Here is an 18,221-nt window from a genome sequence, read left to right on the forward strand (position 1 = left end):
ATTCGAATAGTCTACGACTACTATATGATCTGGCTGTGGGAGCGAGGAGCGGCAGGGTTTCTCCACCGGGCTTTATATGCTCTGGGCGGGCGATCCATATCGGCGACGATCTTCCAGACGTACTTGTAAGTAATGAACCGTTTGGAAAGAACCGTGCGAATGGTTGTTATGTCGATGCAATTTTCACAAGGTGAGCGCGATCTTGCTGCCGGCGGCGTATTGACCATCGATCTTGCAGCGCTGCGACACAATTATTCGGCCATCGCCCGCCACATCGCGCCCACCCGCGCCGCTGCCGTCGTGAAGGCAGACGCCTACGGACTCGGAGCCAGCCGCGTTGCCCCGGCATTTTACGACGCCGGTTGCCGCGATTTCTTCGTGGCCCATCTTGGCGAGGCCATTGCGCTGAAGCCTTTTCTTCAGCCTGATGCGACACTGTACGTTCTGAACGGCCTTCAGCCGGGAACGGAAGCAGCCTGTGCGCGGGAAGGCATTCTGCCGGTGCTCAACTCGCTGGAACAGGTCGAAAACTGGGCAGCACTTGCCGCCGAGCAGGCCAGGAAGCTGCCCGCCCTTCTGCAACTCGATACCGGCATGTCGCGTCTTGGTCTTTCCGCCAGCGAATTCGAACGCCTGACAGCCAATCCTTCTGTGCTTGACGGCATCGATGTGAAATTCGTCATCAGCCATCTGGCCAGCGGCGACGAGCCGGAAAACGCGGCCAATGCGCATCAGCTCGCCAATATGACCGCCTTGCTCGCGCGTTTGCCGAAGCTGCCGGTTGCGTTTGCCAATTCCGGGGGCAGCTTCCTCGACAAGACCTATCATTTCGACCTCGCCCGCCCCGGTGTCGCCCTTTACGGCGTTGGCCCCAAGAACGAAATCGTTCCTGTTCTCACCCTCTCGGCGCGTGTCATTCAGGTGCGCGACATCGAGAAGGGTGCAGCTGTTGGCTATGGCGGCACTTATATCGCTAAAGGGCCGATGCGGGTTGCGACAATTGCCGTCGGCTATGCCGATGGCTGGTTTCGTTCTCTCAGCAACAAGGGTTCCGCCTTCTTCGGCGATACGCGCCTGCCGATCATCGGCCGGGTATCGATGGACTCGATCACACTCGACGTCAGCGCATTGCCGGAAGGCACGCTGAAACTCGGCAGCCTTGTGGAACTGATTGGTCCGCACCAGGGTCTCGAAGACGTGGCGCGCGACTGCGACACCATTCCCTATGAAATTCTGACTGCGCTCGGCAACCGTTATGCACGTGTCTACGTGGACAGCGGCACGGGCGACATAAAAGCATAAGACAAGAGGCGAACATGCAGATCACCATCCTCGGCAGCGGCGTTATCGGCGTTACGACCGCTTATTACCTCGCCAAGCTGGGTCATGAGGTAACCGTTGTCGACCGCGAAGAAGGCCCGGCACTGGAAACGAGCTTCGCCAATGCCGGTCAGGTTTCGCCCGGCTACGCCTCGCCCTGGGCTGCTCCCGGCATTCCGTTCAAGGCCGCAAAATGGCTGTTCCAGAAGCACGCGCCGCTCGTCCTGCGCCCAACCTGCGATCCGGTTCAGTATAGCTGGCTCCTGCAGATGCTCGCCAACTGCACCGACAGCCGGTATAAGATCAACAAGACCCGCATGGTGCGCGTAGCCGAATATGCGCGCGATTGCCTTGTGGATCTGCGCAAGGAAACCGGCATCGAATACGACCAGCGCATGCAGGGCACGCTCCAGCTTTTCCGAGAGCAATACCAGCTCGACGGCATCGGCAAGGACATTGAGGTGCTGCGTCAGGACGGCGTGCCGTTCGAGGTGCTCGACCGTGAAGGCTGCGTCAATGTGGAACCGGCGCTTGCCCACGCGAAGGACAAGTTCGTCGGCGGCCTGCGTCTTCCGCATGACGAAACCGGCGACTGCTTCAAATTCACCAATGCGCTGGCAAGGATTGCCGAAGGGCTCGGCGTGAAATTCCGTTTCGGCGTTAATATCAAGTCGCTGCTCATATCCGGCGGCAAGGTTTCCGGCGTCGAGACGTCCGAAGGCGTTCTGACCGCCGACCGCTATGTGGTTGCGCTTGGCAGCTACACGCCTGCACTCGTCAAATCGCTCGGCCTCAACGCGCCGATCTATCCGGTGAAGGGTTATTCCATCACCGCGCCGATCATTGATGAAAGCCGCGCGCCGGTTTCGACGGTTCTCGACGAAAGCTACAAGATCGCCATCACCCGCCTTGGCGACCGCATCCGCGTCGGCGGCATGGCGGAAGTGTCGGGCTTCACCAAGGATCTGCCTGCCGCACGCCGCGCCACGCTTGATCTGTCCGTCACCGATCTCTTCCCCGGCGGCGATCTGAAAGCTGCGACCTTCTGGTCGGGTCTGCGCCCGATGACGCCGGACTCCACGCCGATCATCGGTGCAACGCGTTACGACAACGTGTTTATCAATGCCGGCCATGGAACGCTTGGCTGGACCATGTCCTGCGGTTCCGGCAAGCTGCTTGCCGACCTCATTTCCGGCAACAAGCCGGATATCCGCGCCGACGACCTCGGTATCTCCCGATACGAATAATTCCAGACCGGATCGTTCTTTTCAAAGGGCGATCCCGCCGTTCAGAAACTTGGCGGCGTACAGGCGCTGACGATTTCGCACGGCACCGGGCCGACGCAACGAAACCGGTGCGGCAGCTTTGAGGAAAAGTAATAGGCGTCCCCCGGCCCTAATATGCGGCGCTCGGCTCCGACCGTCACTTCGATGCGGCCTGAAATGACGATGCCGCCCTCCTCGCCCTCATGCATCAGAAGCACCTTCCCCGTATCTGAACCGGGCTCGTACCGCTCCTTCAGCATCTGCAAGGAGCGGGAAAACAGATGATCGCCCACCTGACGGTAGGAGATTGGCCCCTTGCCGATTTCCACAAGCTCCTCCGCCTGATAGAATACCTTGTGCGGCGCATCCGGTTCGAGCGCAAAAAACTCGGCCATGCCGATGGGTATGCCATCGAGAATGCGCTTCAATGCGCCGACCGACGGATTGGACTGATTGGCCTCGATGAGGGAGATGGTGGAGTTGGTTACGCCTGCCCTTTTGGCAAGCTCGCGCTGTGACAGATTCTGCCGCATGCGCACATAACGAAGCCTCCCGCCAATATCGATGCTCATCGAACGTTCTCCCTCCTGTTTATGATGTTCGATATAGCACAAAACTGAATCCAAAGACACATGATTTCAATAGTTTAAGATATCAGAGAAAAGGACTTGTTGCCTGTCGCAAAGCGTGGCCTGCTGCTTTCAAACAGGAGGATATCATGCTCACCAAAACCAACGCGCCAAGCCTTGAGAATTTCTGGATGCCGTTCACGGCAAACCGGCAGTTCAAGGCGGCTCCCCGCCTGCTCGCAAGCGCATCTGGTATGTATTACACCGATGTCGACGGCAATCAGGTTCTCGACGGCACGGCTGGACTGTGGTGCTGCAATGCCGGCCATGGCCGCAAGCGCATTACCGAAGCGGTCGAGCGCCAGATTTCCACCATGGATTTCGCGCCGACCTTCCAGATGGGCCATAACGTGGCTTTCGACTTCGCTGAAAAACTTGCAGCCATCGCGCCAGGCAGACCAGACGCGAAACTCGACCGTGTATTCTTTACCAATTCCGGTTCGGAATCGGTCGACACCGCGCTGAAGATCGCCATCGCCTATCAGCGCGCCATCGGCCAAGGCACCCGCACCATGGTTCTGGGCCGCGAAAAGGGCTATCACGGCGTCGGTTTCGGCGGCATTTCGGTTGGCGGTCTCGTCAACAACCGCCGCGTTTTCCCGCAGATTCCCGCCGACCATATCCGGCATACGCTCGATATCGAACGCAATGCTTTCTCCAAGGGCCTGCCTGCGCACGGCATCGAACTTGCCGACGATCTGGAACGTCTCGTGCAACTGCACGGCGCGGAAAAAATCGCTGCCCTCATCGTGGAGCCGATGTCCGGTTCGGCTGGCGTCGTCCTGCCACCGAAGGGCTATCTGGAGCGCCTTCGCGCCACGGCGGACAAGCACGGCATCCTCCTGATCTTCGATGAAGTCATCACCGGTTTTGGTCGTCTCGGCACGCCATTTGCCGTCGACTATTTCGGCGTGGTGCCTGATCTTGTGACGACCGCCAAGGGCCTCACCAACGGCGCCATCCCGATGGGTGCGGTTTTCGCAAGCCGCAAGGTGCACGACGGACTGATGACCGGGCCGGAGAATGCCATCGAGCTGTTCCACGGCTACACCTATTCCGGCCACCCGGTCGCTTCTGCAGCCGGTCTTGCAACGCTCGAAATCTACGCCGAGGAAGGCCTTCTGACACGCGGCGCGGGACTTGCTGATCACTGGCAGGAAGCGCTTCATTCGCTCAAGGGCGTTCCGAACGTCATCGACATCCGCAATCTCGGTCTTGTTGGCGCTATCGAACTCTCGTCGCGCAAGGATGCGCCGGGTGCCCGCGCCTACGACGTCTTCGTGGATTGCTTCAAGAAGGGCCTGCTCATCCGCGTAACTGGCGATGTGATTGCCCTTTCGCCGCCGCTGATCGTAGAAAAGGAACAGATCGACACGATCGTTTCCGTCCTCGGCGACGCCATCAAACGCGCAGCCTGACCGACACCCAGGTCAAGCTGCCTTTTAGCCGCCGCTGTTCCCCTGCGGCGGCTTTTTTCTGATCTATTTATCCCTGCGATGGCGTAAAGTTCGCCACCAGTGCATGACTGTCGCCGGGATAGGTGAAGCGCACATGCGTCACCGGCTGTTCGGCATTCCATGTCTGGCGTTCGATCACCAGACAGGGTGAACCCAGCGGAATACCGAGCATGCCCGCATTTTCCTGCGTGGCGGCAATTGCGCGTATCGAATGTTTCGCGCTGCTCCACGGCACGCATGCAACCAGCCACGGTCCCGGCGAGTTTTCGGCAAAATCGGTCAGCGCTGCCGTCGGCACCGCATCCAGACTGATGATGCGCTCTTCCAGGGCAAAGACGCGCTTGCCCGCATAGTGACGACAAACGAGTTCGACCAGCGGTGTGTGGCGCGGCATATCGATATGCCGCGCATCGGCGGGTCCGCTCAATCGTTCGCGCCGGCTCGTCAGTTCAAACCGATAGGCGACGCCGAGCGCTGCCACCTCATCCCGAATATCGTGGATTTCGAGGATCGCCGCCTGCGATTGCGGAAAGGAAACAAAGCTTCCTGACCGGCGCTTGCGCTCGATCAATCCCGCCTTGGCAAGCTGGGTCAGGGCCTTGTTCACGGTCATGCGCGAACAGCCGTACTGTTCCGTCAGTTCGTGCTCAAACGGTATGCGGTGACCGGGCTGCCATTCGCCGGAAAGAATACGCGATTCAATATCGTCCAGGATACGCTGATGCAGCGAAAGTACCGGTGTGTCCTTTACGATCGAATCTCCGCCAGCCATGCCGTCTCCTGTCAGGCGAGTAATTCGCCGATCGTTTTCTGGAAAGCACGCTCGGCTTCATCGCGCAAGCGGTGACGCCCGCCTTCCACCTGTTTAACGCCGCGCACCCATACATCTTTGATATGGGCGCGGCCGCCGAAAATCCAGCCGTCCAGCACCGCGTCGCCTCTTGCATGCGGCAAACGCTCCGCGTCGAGCGCGACGAAATCGGCTGAAGCTCCAACTTTCAGGCCATCGCCCGCGCGTCCCATCGCGATATTGCCGCCCGTAACCGCACCATCAAACAGCGCTCGTCCGGTCGATCCTTCGTTTTCGGCCATCACATTGCGGGCACGATGATGAAGGCGCTGCGAATATTCGAGCTGCCGCAACTCATCGCCAATGCCGATCAGCACATTTGAATCCGAGCCGACGCCGAACTTGCCACCGGCAGCGGCAAACACCGTCGCGTTGAAAGTGCCGTCGCCAAGATTGGCTTCCGTCACCGGGCACAAACCGGCAATCGCACCCGCCTCGGCCATGCGTTTCGTTTCCTCATCGGTCATATGGGTCGCGTGAATGAGACACCAGCGCGACGACAAATCCTGATTATCGAGAAGCCATTCAACCGGCCTCTTGCCCGACCAGGCGATGCAGTCCTCCACCTCTTTCACCTGTTCGGCCACATGAATATGAACCGGCGCATCGGGCAGAAGCTGCGTAACGACATTGAGTTCATCCGGCGTCACGGCGCGCAGACTGTGCGGTGCAACACCCAGAACAGCGCCATCGAAACCAGCCAGCGCTTTTTTGCAGCCTTCGAGCAGTTGGGTAAAGCGCTCCGGGTCATTGATGAACCGGCGCTGGCCCTCATTCGGAGCCGCACCGCCAAAGGTCGAGTGCGCATAAAACACCGGCAGCAGCGTCAGGCCCATGCCTGCCTTTTCGGCAGCGGAGACAATGCGATCCGCCATTTCCGAGAGATTGCCATAGGGCGCACCATCGCGATCATGATGCAGGTAGTGAAACTCACCAACACGGGTGAAGCCGGCTTCCAGCATGTCGACATAAAGACGTAGCGCCACCGCTTCCGCCTGTTCCGGCGACATGGTGAGCGCGAATTTGTACATGATCTCGCGCCAGCTCCAGAACGAATCGGCGGACGGGCCGCGCCGTTCCGCAAGCCCCCCCATGCCATATTGAAAAGCGTGACTGTGCAGGTTCGGCATGCCCGCGACAATGACCGCATGGCGCTCATGATCCGGCTTTGCGGCAGCGCCCGCTTCAAGCGACACGATCTTTCCAGCAGCAATGCCGATCCGCACATCGTCGGCCCAGCCGCCCTCAAGGAGTGCCTGACCGGCATGGACAAAACGTGTTTTGAGCGGGGCATCTGACATGGATAGGCTCTCCTCGACTTTGTTCTCACCCATTTCCGGACGCAAGCGGTTTCCGCTTTGGGATCGAAAATGCTCCGGTGCATTTTTTTCTTTGCTGTTCCGTTAATATGTATATACATTATCTGGAAACAGGGGAAGCGAGAAAACGCTCATGCTCAAGAATTCAAGCACCGTTTTCACCAACGCGCGCATCGCGACGCTTGAGGAAAATGCCGCAAATCTCGGATTGATCGAACACGCGGCGCTCGCCGTCAAGGACGGCAGGATCATCTATGTCGGTCCCGAAAGCGCGCTGCCGGGTGAATATGATTCCTTCGACAGAATAGATTGCGGCAACCGGCTTATCACGCCGGGTCTGATCGATTGCCACACGCATCTTGTCCATGCGGGCAATCGGGCGCACGAGTTTGAGCTGCGTCTCAACGGCGCATCCTATGAGGAAGTCGCACGCGCTGGCGGCGGCATTGTTTCCTCGGTCAAGAACCTGCGCGCTGCCAGCGAAGACGATCTGGTACGCGAAACCCTGCCCCGTCTCGATGCGCTGATTGCCGAAGGCGTCACCACGGTCGAAGTAAAATCCGGCTATGGTCTCGACCGCGACAGCGAGATCAAGTCGCTGAAAGCCGCCCGCCGTCTTGGCGAAGAACGCGACGTGGCAATCCGCACGACCTTTCTCGGCGCGCACGCCCTGCCGCCGGAAATGAGCGGTGACAAGGACGCTTATATCGACCGCGTCATCAACGATATGCTGCCCGCGATTGCCGCTGAGGGTCTGGCCGATGCGGTTGACGGTTTCTGCGAGGGCATCGCCTTCCTGCCTGACGAAATTGCCCGCGTCTTCGATGCGGCCAAGGCGCACAACATTCCGGTGAAACTTCACGCCGACCAGCTTTCCAATCTGCATGGCGCGGCACTTGCCGCCTCCTATGGCGCGCTTTCGGCCGATCATCTGGAATATACGGATGCGAACGGTGCCGCAGCGATGGCCAAGGCTGGAACTGTGGCCGTGCTGCTCCCCGGTGCCTATTACTTTATCCGCGAAACGCAAAAGCCTCCGGTCGAAGCCTTCCGTGCGGCAGGCACGAAGATGGCGCTTGCCACAGACAACAACCCCGGCACTTCGCCGCTGACGTCGCTGCTCCTCACCATGAACATGGGCGCAACGCTTTTCCGCATGACGGTCGACGAATGCATTGCAGGCGTTACCCGCGAGGCCGCACGTGCCTTGGGCATACTGGAGCGGACCGGAACGCTCGAAACCGGCAAGGACGCCGATCTTGCCATTTGGGACGTCGAACGTCCGGCTGAGCTTGTTTACCGCATCGGCTTCAATCCGCTGTGGAAGCGGGTGTTCAAAGGCCAGCTTTAACTGTTGTTTCGACCCGCGCATCTTTTCCGAAAACCGCTTCATACTTTTCGGGATGCGCTCTTATGGAGCCTGCTATGACCATCATTCTCAAGCCCGGCAGCGTGCCGCTGGAAATGCTTGAAAAAATCTATCGCGATGGCCTCCCCGTCCGCATCGACCCGGCTTTTCATGCCGGTGTCGAAAAAGCGGCTGCGCGCATTGCAGAAATCGCAGCCGGTGACGAGCCGGTTTATGGCATCAATACAGGTTTTGGCAAACTCGCTTCGATCCGCATAGCGGCAGGCGATGTCGCCACGCTCCAGCGCAACCTGATCCTCTCGCATTGCTGCGGCGTCGGCGAACCGCTTTCGGAAAACATTGTGCGCCTCATCATGGCGCTGAAACTGATCTCGCTCGGTCGCGGTGCATCCGGCGTACGGCTTGAAGTCATCACCCTCATCGAAGACATGCTGGAAAAAGGCGTGATCCCGATGATCCCGGAAAAGGGTTCCGTCGGTGCGTCGGGCGATCTTGCGCCGCTGGCCCATATGACGGCCGCCATGATCGGCGAAGGCGAAGCCTTCTATCAGGGCGAACGCCTGTCCGGCGCAAAGGCGCTGGAAAAGGCCGGGCTGAAGCCGGTCGTGCTTGCGGCGAAGGAAGGTCTGGCGCTGATCAACGGCACCCAGACCTCCACTGCCCTTGCACTCGCCGGTCTTTTCCGCGCCCATCGCGCCGCGCAGACGGCACTGATCACCGGCGCATTGTCCACCGATGCGGCCATGGGATCGGATGCGCCTTTCCACGAGGAAATTCACACGCTGCGCGGCCATAAGGGCCAGATCGATGCAGGCCGGGCGCTGCGTGCCCTGCTTGAAGGTTCCGTCATCCGGCAGAGCCATCTGGAAGGCGATCAGCGCGTGCAGGACCCCTATTGCATCCGCTGCCAGCCGCAAGTGGATGGTGCGTGCCTCGACATTCTGCGACAGGCCGCACGCACGCTGGAAATCGAAGCCAATGCCGTTACCGACAATCCGTTGGTTCTCTCGGATGGCCGCGCCGTTTCAGGTGGCAATTTCCACGCTGAACCTGTCGCTTTTGCCGCCGATCAGATTGCGCTTGCCGTCTGCGAAATTGGTGCGATCTCACAGCGTCGCATCGCACTTCTGGTCGATCCGGCGCTGTCGTTTGGCCTCCCCGCCTTCCTTGCCCGCAAGCCGGGACTCAATTCCGGCCTGATGATCGCAGAAGTCACCTCCGCCGCGCTGATGAGCGAAAACAAGCAGATGGCGCATCCGGCCTCGGTCGACTCAACGCCCACCTCCGCCAATCAGGAAGACCATGTGTCCATGGCCTGCCATGGCGCACGCCGTCTTCTCCAGATGACCGCCAACCTCAACGCCATCATCGGCATCGAGGCGCTGACCGGCGCGCTTGGCGTGGAACTGCGTGAACCGCTGACCACCAGCCCGGAACTGGCCAGGGTGATTGCCGCCTTGCGCGCCAAGGTGCCGACGCTGGAAGAAGACCGCTATATGGCGGACGACCTCAAAAATGCCGCTGAACTGGTGGCTGACGGTGTGCTGGCCGGTGCGGTTTCGAACGGCATACTGCCATCGCTGGAGGCTTGACATGAACGCCTTTGAAATCCGGCAAGGTACGTCGCCCGTCATTCTGGGCCTTCCGCATACGGGCACGGATGTCCCAGAGGACATTTGGGTGCGCCTCAACGATAATGGCAAAATCCTTGCCGATACTGACTGGCACATTCACAAGCTCTATGACGGTCTTATCGATGGCGCGACCACGGTGCGCCCCACCTTCCACCGCTATTGCATCGATGCGAACCGCGACCCGGCAGGCGTCAGCCTTTATCCGGGCCAGAACACAACCACTCTGATCCCCGAAACTGATTTCGACGGCGTGGCGATCTGGAAGGATGGCGAAGCACCGACCGAAGCCGATATCGCCGACCGCATCGCCCGTTTCCACAAGCCCTATCACGAGGCGCTTGCCGCCGAGATCGAGCGCGTGAAGGCGCTCCATGGCGTCGCCATCCTCTATGACTGCCATTCGATCCGCTCACACATTCCGTTCCTGTTTGAAGGCAAGCTGCCGGATTTCAACATCGGCACGGATATGGGCAAGACCTGCGATCCGAAGATCGAGGCGGCAGCTGTTGAAGTGACCGCGAGGGCGGAAGGCTACACTTCGATCCTCAATGGCCGCTTCAAGGGTGGCTGGACGACGCGCCATTATGGCACGCCGGAGAGCGGCGTCCACGCCATCCAGATGGAACTTGCCCAATCGACCCATCTTGCGACCGAAGCGGTTCCCTTCGCCTATGACGAGGCCAAGGCGGACAAGCTTCGTGTGCATCTCAAAACCCTTTTGCAGCGGCTGGAACAGCTTGCTCCCATGTTAATTTCCTGAGGAGAATACCATGTCCAATCCACGCCATAACGAGCGCGAAGTACGCGCTCCACGCGGCACTGAACTCAATGCAAAGAGCTGGCTCACCGAAGCGCCGCTTCGCATGTTGATGAATAATCTCGATCCCGATGTTGCCGAGCGTCCGCATGAGCTGGTTGTTTACGGCGGTATCGGCCGCGCCGCCCGCACATGGGACGATTTCGACAGGATCGTCGCGACGCTGAAGACGCTCAACGACGACGAAACCCTGCTGGTGCAGTCGGGCAAGCCGGTCGGCGTGTTCCGCACCCATAAGGATGCGCCGCGTGTTCTGATTGCCAACTCCAACCTCGTGCCGCATTGGGCGACCTGGGACCATTTCAATGAACTGGATAAGAAGGGTCTTGCCATGTATGGCCAGATGACCGCCGGTTCGTGGATCTATATCGGCGCACAGGGCATCGTTCAGGGCACCTATGAGACCTTCGTGGAAGCCGGTCGCCAGCATTACGACGGCAACCTCAAGGGAAAATGGATTCTAACCGGCGGTCTTGGCGGCATGGGCGGTGCGCAGCCTCTTGCAGCCGTCATGGCCGGCGCTTGCTGCCTTGCCGTCGAATGCGACGAAACCCGCGCCGATTTTCGCCTTCGCACCCGTTATGTCGATGAAAAGACCCACAGCCTCGACGAGGCTCTGGCCAAGATCGATAAATGGACCAAGGCAGGCGAGGCAAAGTCCATTGCGCTCATCGGCAATGCGGCTGAAATCTATCCCGAGCTCGTCAAGCGCGGCGTGAAGCCGGACATCGTTACCGACCAGACCTCCGCGCACGATCCGGTTCACGGCTATCTGCCGATCGGCTGGACGGTTGCCGAATGGCGCGCCAAGCAGGAAAGCGATCCGAAGGCCGTTGCAAAGGCCGCCCGCGCATCGATGAAGGTGCAGGTTCAGGCCATGCTCGACTTCTGGAATGCAGGCATTCCAACAGTCGATTACGGCAACAATATCCGCCAGATGGCGCTGGAAGAAGGTCTGGAAAACGCTTTTGATTTCCCTGGCTTCGTGCCGGCCTATATCCGCCCGCTCTTCTGCCGCGGCATCGGACCTTTCCGCTGGGCTGCACTTTCCGGCGACCCGGAAGATATCGCGAAGACCGACGCCAAGGTGAAGGAACTGCTGCCCGACAACAAGCATCTGCACAACTGGCTCGACATGGCAAAGGAACGCATCGAGTTCCAGGGCCTGCCCGCCCGCATCTGCTGGGTTGGCCTCGGCGACCGTCACCGCCTCGGCCTCGCCTTCAACGCAATGGTCAGGAACGGCGAACTGAAGGCCCCGATTGTCATTGGTCGCGACCATCTCGATTCCGGTTCGGTTGCTTCGCCGAACCGCGAAACCGAAGCGATGAAGGACGGCTCGGATGCCGTATCCGACTGGCCGCTTCTGAACGCACTCCTCAACACCGCTTCGGGCGCGACATGGGTTTCGCTTCACCACGGCGGCGGCGTCGGCATGGGCTTCAGCCAGCATTCGGGCATGGTCATCTGCTGCGACGGTACCGAAGATGCAGATCAGCGCATCGGTCGCGTCCTGTGGAATGACCCCGCGACCGGCGTCATGCGCCATGCCGATGCGGGCTACGACATAGCGCTCGACTGGGCGAAGCAGCAGGGTCTGCGCCTGCCCGCCATCCTCGGCAACTAACACTGAACACCAAAGGCGACCCTCTCGCAGGGTCGCCTTTTTCATTGACAAAACATACACATACTGGGGAATACAATGACAGACACCACCCTTGGCCGCAATGAAAGCTCGCGGGGCCATGCCGCGCTGAAGCTGGTCCTATACAGTTTCATAGGCATCTTCTTCTTCTTCGTGCCCGTTACCATCGGCGGAAAATCGACCATCCTGCTCGACCACGCCGCCACCGCAATCGCAACGCAGCTTCGTCCCTTTGCACTGGCTTTCGTCTGCCTGCTGATTGCCTATGGCGCATTCGCGCCTTTCATCACCGGCAAGTGGAAAGCAAATCTCACCGAAACGATCTTCTCGGTCCTGCGCGTGCTGGGCTTTGTGCTGGCCTGCATGTATCTGGCCGGTGTCGGCCCCGCCGCGCTCTTCACGCCCGATATGCTGCCGTTCCTGTTCGACAAGCTCGTTCTGTCGGTTGGGCTCATCGTCCCTATCGGTGCGCTGGCGCTTGCCTTTCTCATCGGCTACGGCCTTCTTGAATTTACCGGCGTCATCGTCCAGCCGATCATGCGCCCGATCTGGCGCACACCGGGCTGGTCGGCCATCGACGCCGTTGCGTCGTTCGTCGGCAGCTATTCGCTTGCCCTCCTGATCACGGACCGCGTCTATAAGGAAGGCAAATACACAGCGCGCGAAGCGGCGATCATCGCTACCGGATTTTCAACGGTTTCCGCCACTTTCATGATCATTGTCGCCAAGACGCTAGGTCTGATGGATGCCTGGAACCTCTATTTCTGGTCCACTTTCTTCGTCACTTTCATCGTTTCAGCCATCACAGCCCGCCTCTGGCCGCTGAGCCGCATCGATCACCCGGGCGACCGCGATACTCCGCTGCCCGCAGGCAAGGGCCGCATCCAGACGGCAATCGAAACCGGCATCCAGCAGGCGCAGAGCGCGCCGAAGCTTCTTCCGCTTCTCTGGGCTACTTTCCTCGACGGCCTGCGCATGGCCGCGATGATCCTGCCGAGCATCATGGCTGTCGGCCTTCTGGGCCTGCTTGCCTCCAAATATACGCCGATCTTCGACATTCTGGGTCTCGCGCTTTATCCCTTCACCTGGATCGCGCAACTGGCCGATCCGATGCTCGCCGCAAAATCCATGGCCTCCGGCCTTGCGGAAATGTTCCTGCCAGCCATCCTGTTGAAAGACGCCGATGTCGTCCTGAAATTCGTGGCTGCGGTGGTTTCGGTGAGCCAGGTCCTGTTCCTCTCGGCTTCGATTCCCTGCGTGCTGGCAACCTCGATCCCGTTGAAGTTCCGCGACCTGATCGTGGTTTGGTACATTCGCACGGCGCTCAGCATCCTGTTCACCGCGCCAATTGCCTTCTGGGCGGCATCGAAGGGCTGGCTCGGCTGATGATCTCGCTTCTGAAGGCGCAGGCCCACCGCCGTATGCCGTGGAAAAACGGTGGCGGCGTTACGGTCGAAATCGCCGTCCATCCGAAAGGCGCGTCAGTCGATGATTTCGACTGGCGCATTTCCATGGCAACGGTGGCCAGCGATGGCCCGTTTTCCGTCTTTCCCGGCATCGACCGCACCTTGTCGGTGCTGGAAGGGGACGGCATCGTGCTCGATGTCGAGGGAGAGGAGACGACGCTCACCCGCGAAAGCGCGCCACTTGCTTTTGCCGCCGATGCCCGTTCCAGCGCGCGGCTGATCGGATCAGCCATTACCGACCTTAATGTCATGACGCGGCGGGGCCGATTTGTCCATAAGGTCACGCGCCTGCCTGTTAATGGTTCTACGGTAACACAGGCCGATGGCGATCCGGCGCTTCTTTTCTGCGCCGAAGGGCAGTTTGAACTGACCTTCGTTGCAGACACAATCCGTCTGGAGAAGCATGACTGCGCGGTTCTTGCTGGCAGTGCCGTACCTCTGACAATCAAGGGCGAAGGAACGGCTTATCTGATCTCGATTACGGCAGAGAACCTTCAAAAAGATGTTCCATGAAAATGCCGGGTGGCATATGAAAGGGCTGCGACATTCGTCGCGGCCCTTTCTTTTCAGGACTCATTCCACATGGCCGTCTCAGCAGAAGACCTCGAAAACCGTATCGTCTATGTCAACGGCGAATATGTCGCCGCGCGCGATGCGCGCCTTTCCATCTTTGACCGTGGGTTCCTTTTCGGAGACGGCATTTATGAAGTGACTGCCGTGCTGGAAGGCAAGCTCATCGACAGCGAACCGCATATGCGGCGCTTGCGCCGTTCGACCGGCGAAATCGGCATCCCAATGCCGATGGATGAAGGTGAGATCGTTGCCATTGAGCGCGAACTGATCCGCCGCAACAATCTGACCGAGGGTCTGGTCTATCTGCAAGTGACACGCGGCGACGGGCGCGACCGGGATTTCGTGCCGGCAAAGGGCATGAAGCCGTCAGTCGTTCTGTTCACGCAGGAAGCCAACCTGCTCGACAAGCCTGCGCTGAAAACCGGCGCGCGCGTGCTTTCGCTGGAAGATCTGCGCTGGAAGCGCCGCGACATCAAGACGGTCTGCCTGCTGCCGCAGGCGCTCGCCAAGGAAATCGCCAAGAATGCCGGTTGCGATGAAGCGTGGATGATCGAGGACGGTTATGTGACCGAAGGCGCATCGTCCACGGCCTATATCGTGACGCAAGACGATGTCGTCGTCACGCGCCCGAACAGCAATTCGATACTGCCTGGCTGCACGCGGCTTTCACTTCTGCAATTGATCGCAGAGACCGGCATGAAGCTGGAAGAGCGCCTCTTCACCATCGATGAAGCCTATGCGGCGAAAGAAGCCTTCCTCACCAGCGCGGGAACCTTTGTCACGCCGATCACCGTCATCGACGAGAAGGCTATCGGCGATGGCAAACCCGGCCCTGTCGCCCAGCGCCTGCGCGAAATCTATCTCGATCACGCACGACGTACGGCGATCTGAGGCACGACGCACCCATTTTCCCTCGCTCCTCATCCTGAGCTTGTCGAAGGATCGAAGGGCGAGGGAAAATGCACAGCGCCTGCCCTCGTCCTTCGAGGCTACGCTTCGCTCCGCACCTCAGGATGAGGGGCGAACGTAGCGATAGCCGCCAGAGCCGAAATATCAGCGTTTCTGGTTATAGACGTCGATACACACCGCCCCCAGCAGAACGATCCCTTTGATGACCTGCTGATAATCGATGCCGATGCCGAGGATCGACATGCCGTTGTTCATGACGCCCATGATGAGAGCGCCGATCACCGCACCCGTCACACGACCCACACCGCCATAGGCCGATGCGCCGCCGATGAAGCAGGCTGCGATCACGTCCAGCTCGAAGCCGATGCCGGCCTTCGGCGTCGCCGTATTGAGGCGTGCCGCGAAGACGAGCCCGGCAAGTGCTGCCAGCACGCCCATATTGACGAAAGCGAGGAAGGTCAACCGCTCGGTCTTCACGCCGGAAAGCTTTGCCGCATGGCGGTTTCCGCCCACTGCATAGATCTGCCGTCCGAGCACAGTCCGGTTGGTGAGAAACGCATAGGCCGCAATCAGAACCGCCATGATGATGAGGACGTTCGGCAGGCCGCGATGCATGGAAATCAAGAGCGACAGATAGGCAATCGCTGCAAAGAACAGGATGTTCTTGATGACGAACAGGCCAAAGGGCTCTGTTTCCACTTCATGGGCGATATGGCGCTGACGTGATTTCACATTCTGCCAGATCATGAAACCGGCCAGCAGCACGCCGATGATGAGCGACGTCAGATAGACGCCGCCGCTTGTGCCGATGATTTCCGGAATGAAGCCCGACGACAGTTTCTGGAACACGACCGGAAATGGGCCAACCGACTGCCCGCCCAGCACGGCCAGCATCAGGCCCTTGAAGACGAGCATGCCCGCCAGCGTCACGATGAAGGACGGAATATTGAAGTAGGCAACCCAGAAGCCCTGGATCGCGCCGATCAGACCGCCCACCAGCAGGCAGAGAATTGCAGCGATGGGAAAGGGCACGCCGAGCTTCACCATCATCACGGCGGCAAGCGCGCCGATAAAGCCGCACACCGAGCCGACCGAAAGATCGATATGGCCGGTGACGATGATGAGCAGCATGCCCAGCGCCATGATGACGATATAGCTGTTCTGCAGCACCAGATTGGTGAGGTTCAGCGGCTTCATCAGCACGCCGCCTGTCACGATCTGGAAGAAGATCATGATCGCGACGAGCGAGAGCAGCATGCCGGATTCACGCAGATTGTTCTTGAGGTAACGCCCCACGCTGCTTGCCGGAACTTTCGATCCACTGCTTCCGATAATATTCTCGCTCATTGCCGTTTTCCCTTGTTCCGCATGATGGCGCGCATGATGTTTTCCTGCGTTGCTTCCTCGCCCGCCACTTCGCCGACGAAAGCGCCTTCATGCATGACGACTATGCGGTCGCAGATGCCGATCAGTTCCGGCATTTCCGAAGAAATGACGACCACGCCCTTGCCGCTGTCTGCCAGTGAATTGATGATCGTATAGATGTCGTATTTCGCGCCAACGTCGATGCCGCGCGTCGGCTCGTCGAGGATGAGCACATCGGGGCCGGTGAAAAGCCACTTCGACAACACCACTTTCTGCTGGTTGCCGCCCGAAAGCGTGCCTGTCTCCTGATAGACATTGTGGCAGCGAATGCTCATCTGCTCGCGATAGGAATTCGCGATCTTCATTTCGCGAATGTCGTCGATGATGCCTTTCGGGCTGACACCGCGCAAATGCGCAAGCGAGATGTTGCGCGAAATATTTTCGCCGAGAACCAGCCCGAGCTTCTTGCGATCCTCGGTCACATAGGCAAGCCCCGCCTTGATCGCCCGCGCCACGGTGGAAATATCAGCCTGCCTGCCGTTGATGCGTGCGTCGCCGCTGATATTCGTTCCCCAGGAACGCCCGAACAGGCTCATGGCGAATTCCGTGCGGCCCGCGCCCATCAATCCGGCTATGCCGACGATTTCGCCCGCCCGCACCTTGAACGATACGTTCTTGACCGAATGCCGCTCGGGGTGCAGCGGGTGGTAGACCGACCAGTTATCGACTTCGAAGATGACGTCGCCGATCTTCGGATCGCGCTTCGGGTAGCGGCTTTCCAGGTCGCGATCCACCATCTTGCGGATAATGTCGTCTTCCTCCACCTCGCCCGCATGACAGTCGAGCGTTGCCACCGCCTTCCCATCGCGCAGCACCGTGATCTTGTCGGCCACTTCGCGGATTTCGTTGAGCTTGTGTGAAATGAGGATCGACGTGATGCCCTGCGCCCGGAACTCGCGCAGAAGCGCCAGCAGTGCCGCACTGTCCGTCTCGTTGAGGCTCGCGGTCGGTTCGTCGAGGATCAGAAGCCGCACGCGTTTCGATAAAGCCTTGGCGATTTCGACAAGCTGCTGCTTGCCCACGCCGATATCGGTGACGAGCGTATCCGGCTGCTCAGACAGGCCCACCTTCTGCAAAAGCTCGCGGGTGCGCGTGTGCACCGTGCTGCGGTCGATGACACCATAGCTCGCGGGCGGATTGACCAGAAAAATGTTCTCGGCAATCGTCATCAGCGGTATGAGCGCCAGCTCCTGATGGATGATGACGATACCGAGCGCCTCGGAATCGTTGATGTCGCGAAACTGCCGTTCTTCGCCGTCAAAGAAGATCGAGCCTTCGTAGCTGCCATACGGATAGACCCCTGACAGCACCTTCATCAAGGTCGATTTGCCCGCTCCGTTCTCGCCCACAAAGGCGTGAATCTCGCCCGGCATCACCGTGAAATTGACATCGCTCAGCGCTTTGACGACACCGAAAGACTTGCTGATGCCGCGCATTTCCAGAAGCGGCTTGCCGGAGATTTCCGGCTCGCCGTCAGGCTGCTCGCGCAGGACAGGATTGGCTACATTCATCGCTCGCTCCCGTCGGAGCGCTTTTCCATCCG

15 protein-coding genes are annotated in these 18,221 nt (G+C 59.5%); 10 read left to right on the plus strand and 5 right to left on the minus strand.

The features are described 5' to 3' along the window. The first annotated feature begins 159 nt into the window (after window positions 1-159). Window positions 160-1,302, plus strand: a complete 1,143-nt coding sequence (gene alr, locus J9800_RS09920; RefSeq protein ID WP_114216236.1) for an alanine racemase — start codon at window positions 160-162, stop codon at window positions 1,300-1,302. Window positions 1,303-1,316: 14 nt separating this feature from the next. After that, window positions 1,317-2,567: a D-amino acid dehydrogenase gene (locus J9800_RS09925; RefSeq protein ID WP_114216235.1), complete on the plus strand. Its 1,251-nt coding sequence runs from the start codon at window positions 1,317-1,319 to the stop codon at window positions 2,565-2,567. 41 nt (window positions 2,568-2,608) lie between these two features. Here the strand turns inward: J9800_RS09925 and J9800_RS09930 are convergent, their stop codons facing one another. Then, entirely contained in the window at window positions 2,609-3,157 is a 549-nt protein-coding gene (locus J9800_RS09930) for a cupin domain-containing protein (RefSeq protein ID WP_006467492.1), read from the minus strand. Between the two features lie 146 nt (window positions 3,158-3,303). Here J9800_RS09930 and aptA point away from each other — a divergent pair, with 146 nt between their 5' ends. Beyond that, complete coding sequence (gene aptA, locus J9800_RS09935) at window positions 3,304-4,632, plus strand: omega-aminotransferase AptA (RefSeq protein WP_114216234.1); 1,329 nt, start codon at window positions 3,304-3,306, stop codon at window positions 4,630-4,632. Window positions 4,633-4,699: 67 nt separating this feature from the next. Here the strand turns inward: aptA and hutC are convergent, their stop codons facing one another. Then, complete coding sequence (hutC, locus tag J9800_RS09940; protein ID WP_112585584.1) at window positions 4,700-5,443, minus strand: histidine utilization transcriptional repressor HutC; 744 nt, start codon at window positions 5,441-5,443, stop codon at window positions 4,700-4,702. An 11-nt stretch (window positions 5,444-5,454) separates the two neighbouring features. Continuing rightward, a complete protein-coding gene (locus J9800_RS09945; RefSeq protein WP_114216233.1) occupies window positions 5,455-6,822 on the minus strand; it encodes a formimidoylglutamate deiminase in 1,368 nt (455 codons plus the stop codon). A 151-nt stretch (window positions 6,823-6,973) separates the two neighbouring features. On the opposite strand from J9800_RS09945, the gene hutI reads away from it, so the two are divergent. From hutI to J9800_RS09980, 7 genes are all read left to right on the plus strand, one after another. Next, entirely contained in the window at window positions 6,974-8,191 is a 1,218-nt protein-coding gene (gene hutI, locus J9800_RS09950) for an imidazolonepropionase (protein ID WP_114216232.1), read from the plus strand. 74 nt (window positions 8,192-8,265) lie between these two features. Next, on the plus strand, window positions 8,266-9,801 hold the full coding sequence (gene hutH / locus J9800_RS09955) for a histidine ammonia-lyase (RefSeq protein ID WP_114216231.1): 1,536 nt from the start codon (window positions 8,266-8,268) through the stop codon (window positions 9,799-9,801). A 1-nt stretch (window position 9,802) separates the two neighbouring features. After that, window positions 9,803-10,603, plus strand: coding sequence for an N-formylglutamate deformylase (hutG, locus tag J9800_RS09960; protein ID WP_114216230.1), 801 nt, complete (start codon window positions 9,803-9,805; stop codon window positions 10,601-10,603). Window positions 10,604-10,613: 10 nt separating this feature from the next. Then, entirely contained in the window at window positions 10,614-12,287 is a 1,674-nt protein-coding gene (hutU, locus tag J9800_RS09965) for a urocanate hydratase (RefSeq protein WP_114216229.1), read from the plus strand. Between the two features lie 75 nt (window positions 12,288-12,362). Further along, complete coding sequence (locus tag J9800_RS09970) at window positions 12,363-13,691, plus strand: YjiH family protein (protein WP_114216228.1); 1,329 nt, start codon at window positions 12,363-12,365, stop codon at window positions 13,689-13,691. Then, window positions 13,688-14,284 carry a HutD/Ves family protein gene (locus J9800_RS09975; protein WP_114216382.1) on the plus strand — a complete coding sequence of 199 codons (597 nt, stop codon included), beginning with the start codon at window positions 13,688-13,690 and terminating at the stop codon, window positions 14,282-14,284. The genes J9800_RS09970 and J9800_RS09975 overlap by 4 nt, the downstream gene beginning before the upstream one ends. Window positions 14,285-14,353: 69 nt before the next feature. Continuing rightward, window positions 14,354-15,235: a D-amino-acid transaminase gene (locus tag J9800_RS09980; protein WP_114216381.1), complete on the plus strand. Its 882-nt coding sequence runs from the start codon at window positions 14,354-14,356 to the stop codon at window positions 15,233-15,235. A gap of 162 nt (window positions 15,236-15,397) precedes the next feature. Here J9800_RS09980 and mmsB read toward each other — a convergent pair whose 3' ends face one another. Next, window positions 15,398-16,600, minus strand: coding sequence for a multiple monosaccharide ABC transporter permease (gene mmsB, locus J9800_RS09985; protein ID WP_114216227.1), 1,203 nt, complete (start codon window positions 16,598-16,600; stop codon window positions 15,398-15,400). Further along, entirely contained in the window at window positions 16,597-18,189 is a 1,593-nt protein-coding gene (gene mmsA, locus J9800_RS09990) for a multiple monosaccharide ABC transporter ATP-binding protein (protein ID WP_114216226.1), read from the minus strand. The genes mmsB and mmsA overlap by 4 nt, the downstream gene beginning before the upstream one ends. Window positions 18,190-18,221 lie beyond the last annotated feature (32 nt).

Origin of the sequence: Ochrobactrum sp. AP1BH01-1, from assembly GCF_018066705.1 — a bacterium.
In the GTDB taxonomy this organism is placed as follows: Bacteria; Pseudomonadota; Alphaproteobacteria; order Rhizobiales; family Rhizobiaceae; genus Brucella.

Bases quoted from the DNA above. Each gene is read 5' to 3' on its own strand.
- alr (WP_114216236.1), top strand. From the start codon at position 160: ATGGTTGTTATGTCGATGCAATTTTCACAAGGTGAGCGCGATCTTGCT.
- J9800_RS09925 (WP_114216235.1), top strand. From the start codon at position 1,317: ATGCAGATCACCATCCTCGGCAGCGGCGTTATCGGCGTTACGACCGCT.
- J9800_RS09930 (WP_006467492.1), bottom strand. From the start codon at position 3,157: ATGAGCATCGATATTGGCGGGAGGCTTCGTTATGTGCGCATGCGGCAG.
- aptA (WP_114216234.1), top strand. From the start codon at position 3,304: ATGCTCACCAAAACCAACGCGCCAAGCCTTGAGAATTTCTGGATGCCG.
- hutC (WP_112585584.1), bottom strand. From the start codon at position 5,443: ATGGCTGGCGGAGATTCGATCGTAAAGGACACACCGGTACTTTCGCTG.
- J9800_RS09945 (WP_114216233.1), bottom strand. From the start codon at position 6,822: ATGTCAGATGCCCCGCTCAAAACACGTTTTGTCCATGCCGGTCAGGCA.
- hutI (WP_114216232.1), top strand. From the start codon at position 6,974: ATGCTCAAGAATTCAAGCACCGTTTTCACCAACGCGCGCATCGCGACG.
- hutH (WP_114216231.1), top strand. From the start codon at position 8,266: ATGACCATCATTCTCAAGCCCGGCAGCGTGCCGCTGGAAATGCTTGAA.
- hutG (WP_114216230.1), top strand. From the start codon at position 9,803: ATGAACGCCTTTGAAATCCGGCAAGGTACGTCGCCCGTCATTCTGGGC.
- hutU (WP_114216229.1), top strand. From the start codon at position 10,614: ATGTCCAATCCACGCCATAACGAGCGCGAAGTACGCGCTCCACGCGGC.
- J9800_RS09970 (WP_114216228.1), top strand. From the start codon at position 12,363: ATGACAGACACCACCCTTGGCCGCAATGAAAGCTCGCGGGGCCATGCC.
- J9800_RS09980 (WP_114216381.1), top strand. From the start codon at position 14,354: ATGGCCGTCTCAGCAGAAGACCTCGAAAACCGTATCGTCTATGTCAAC.
- mmsB (WP_114216227.1), bottom strand. From the start codon at position 16,600: ATGAGCGAGAATATTATCGGAAGCAGTGGATCGAAAGTTCCGGCAAGC.
- mmsA (WP_114216226.1), bottom strand. From the start codon at position 18,189: ATGAATGTAGCCAATCCTGTCCTGCGCGAGCAGCCTGACGGCGAGCCG.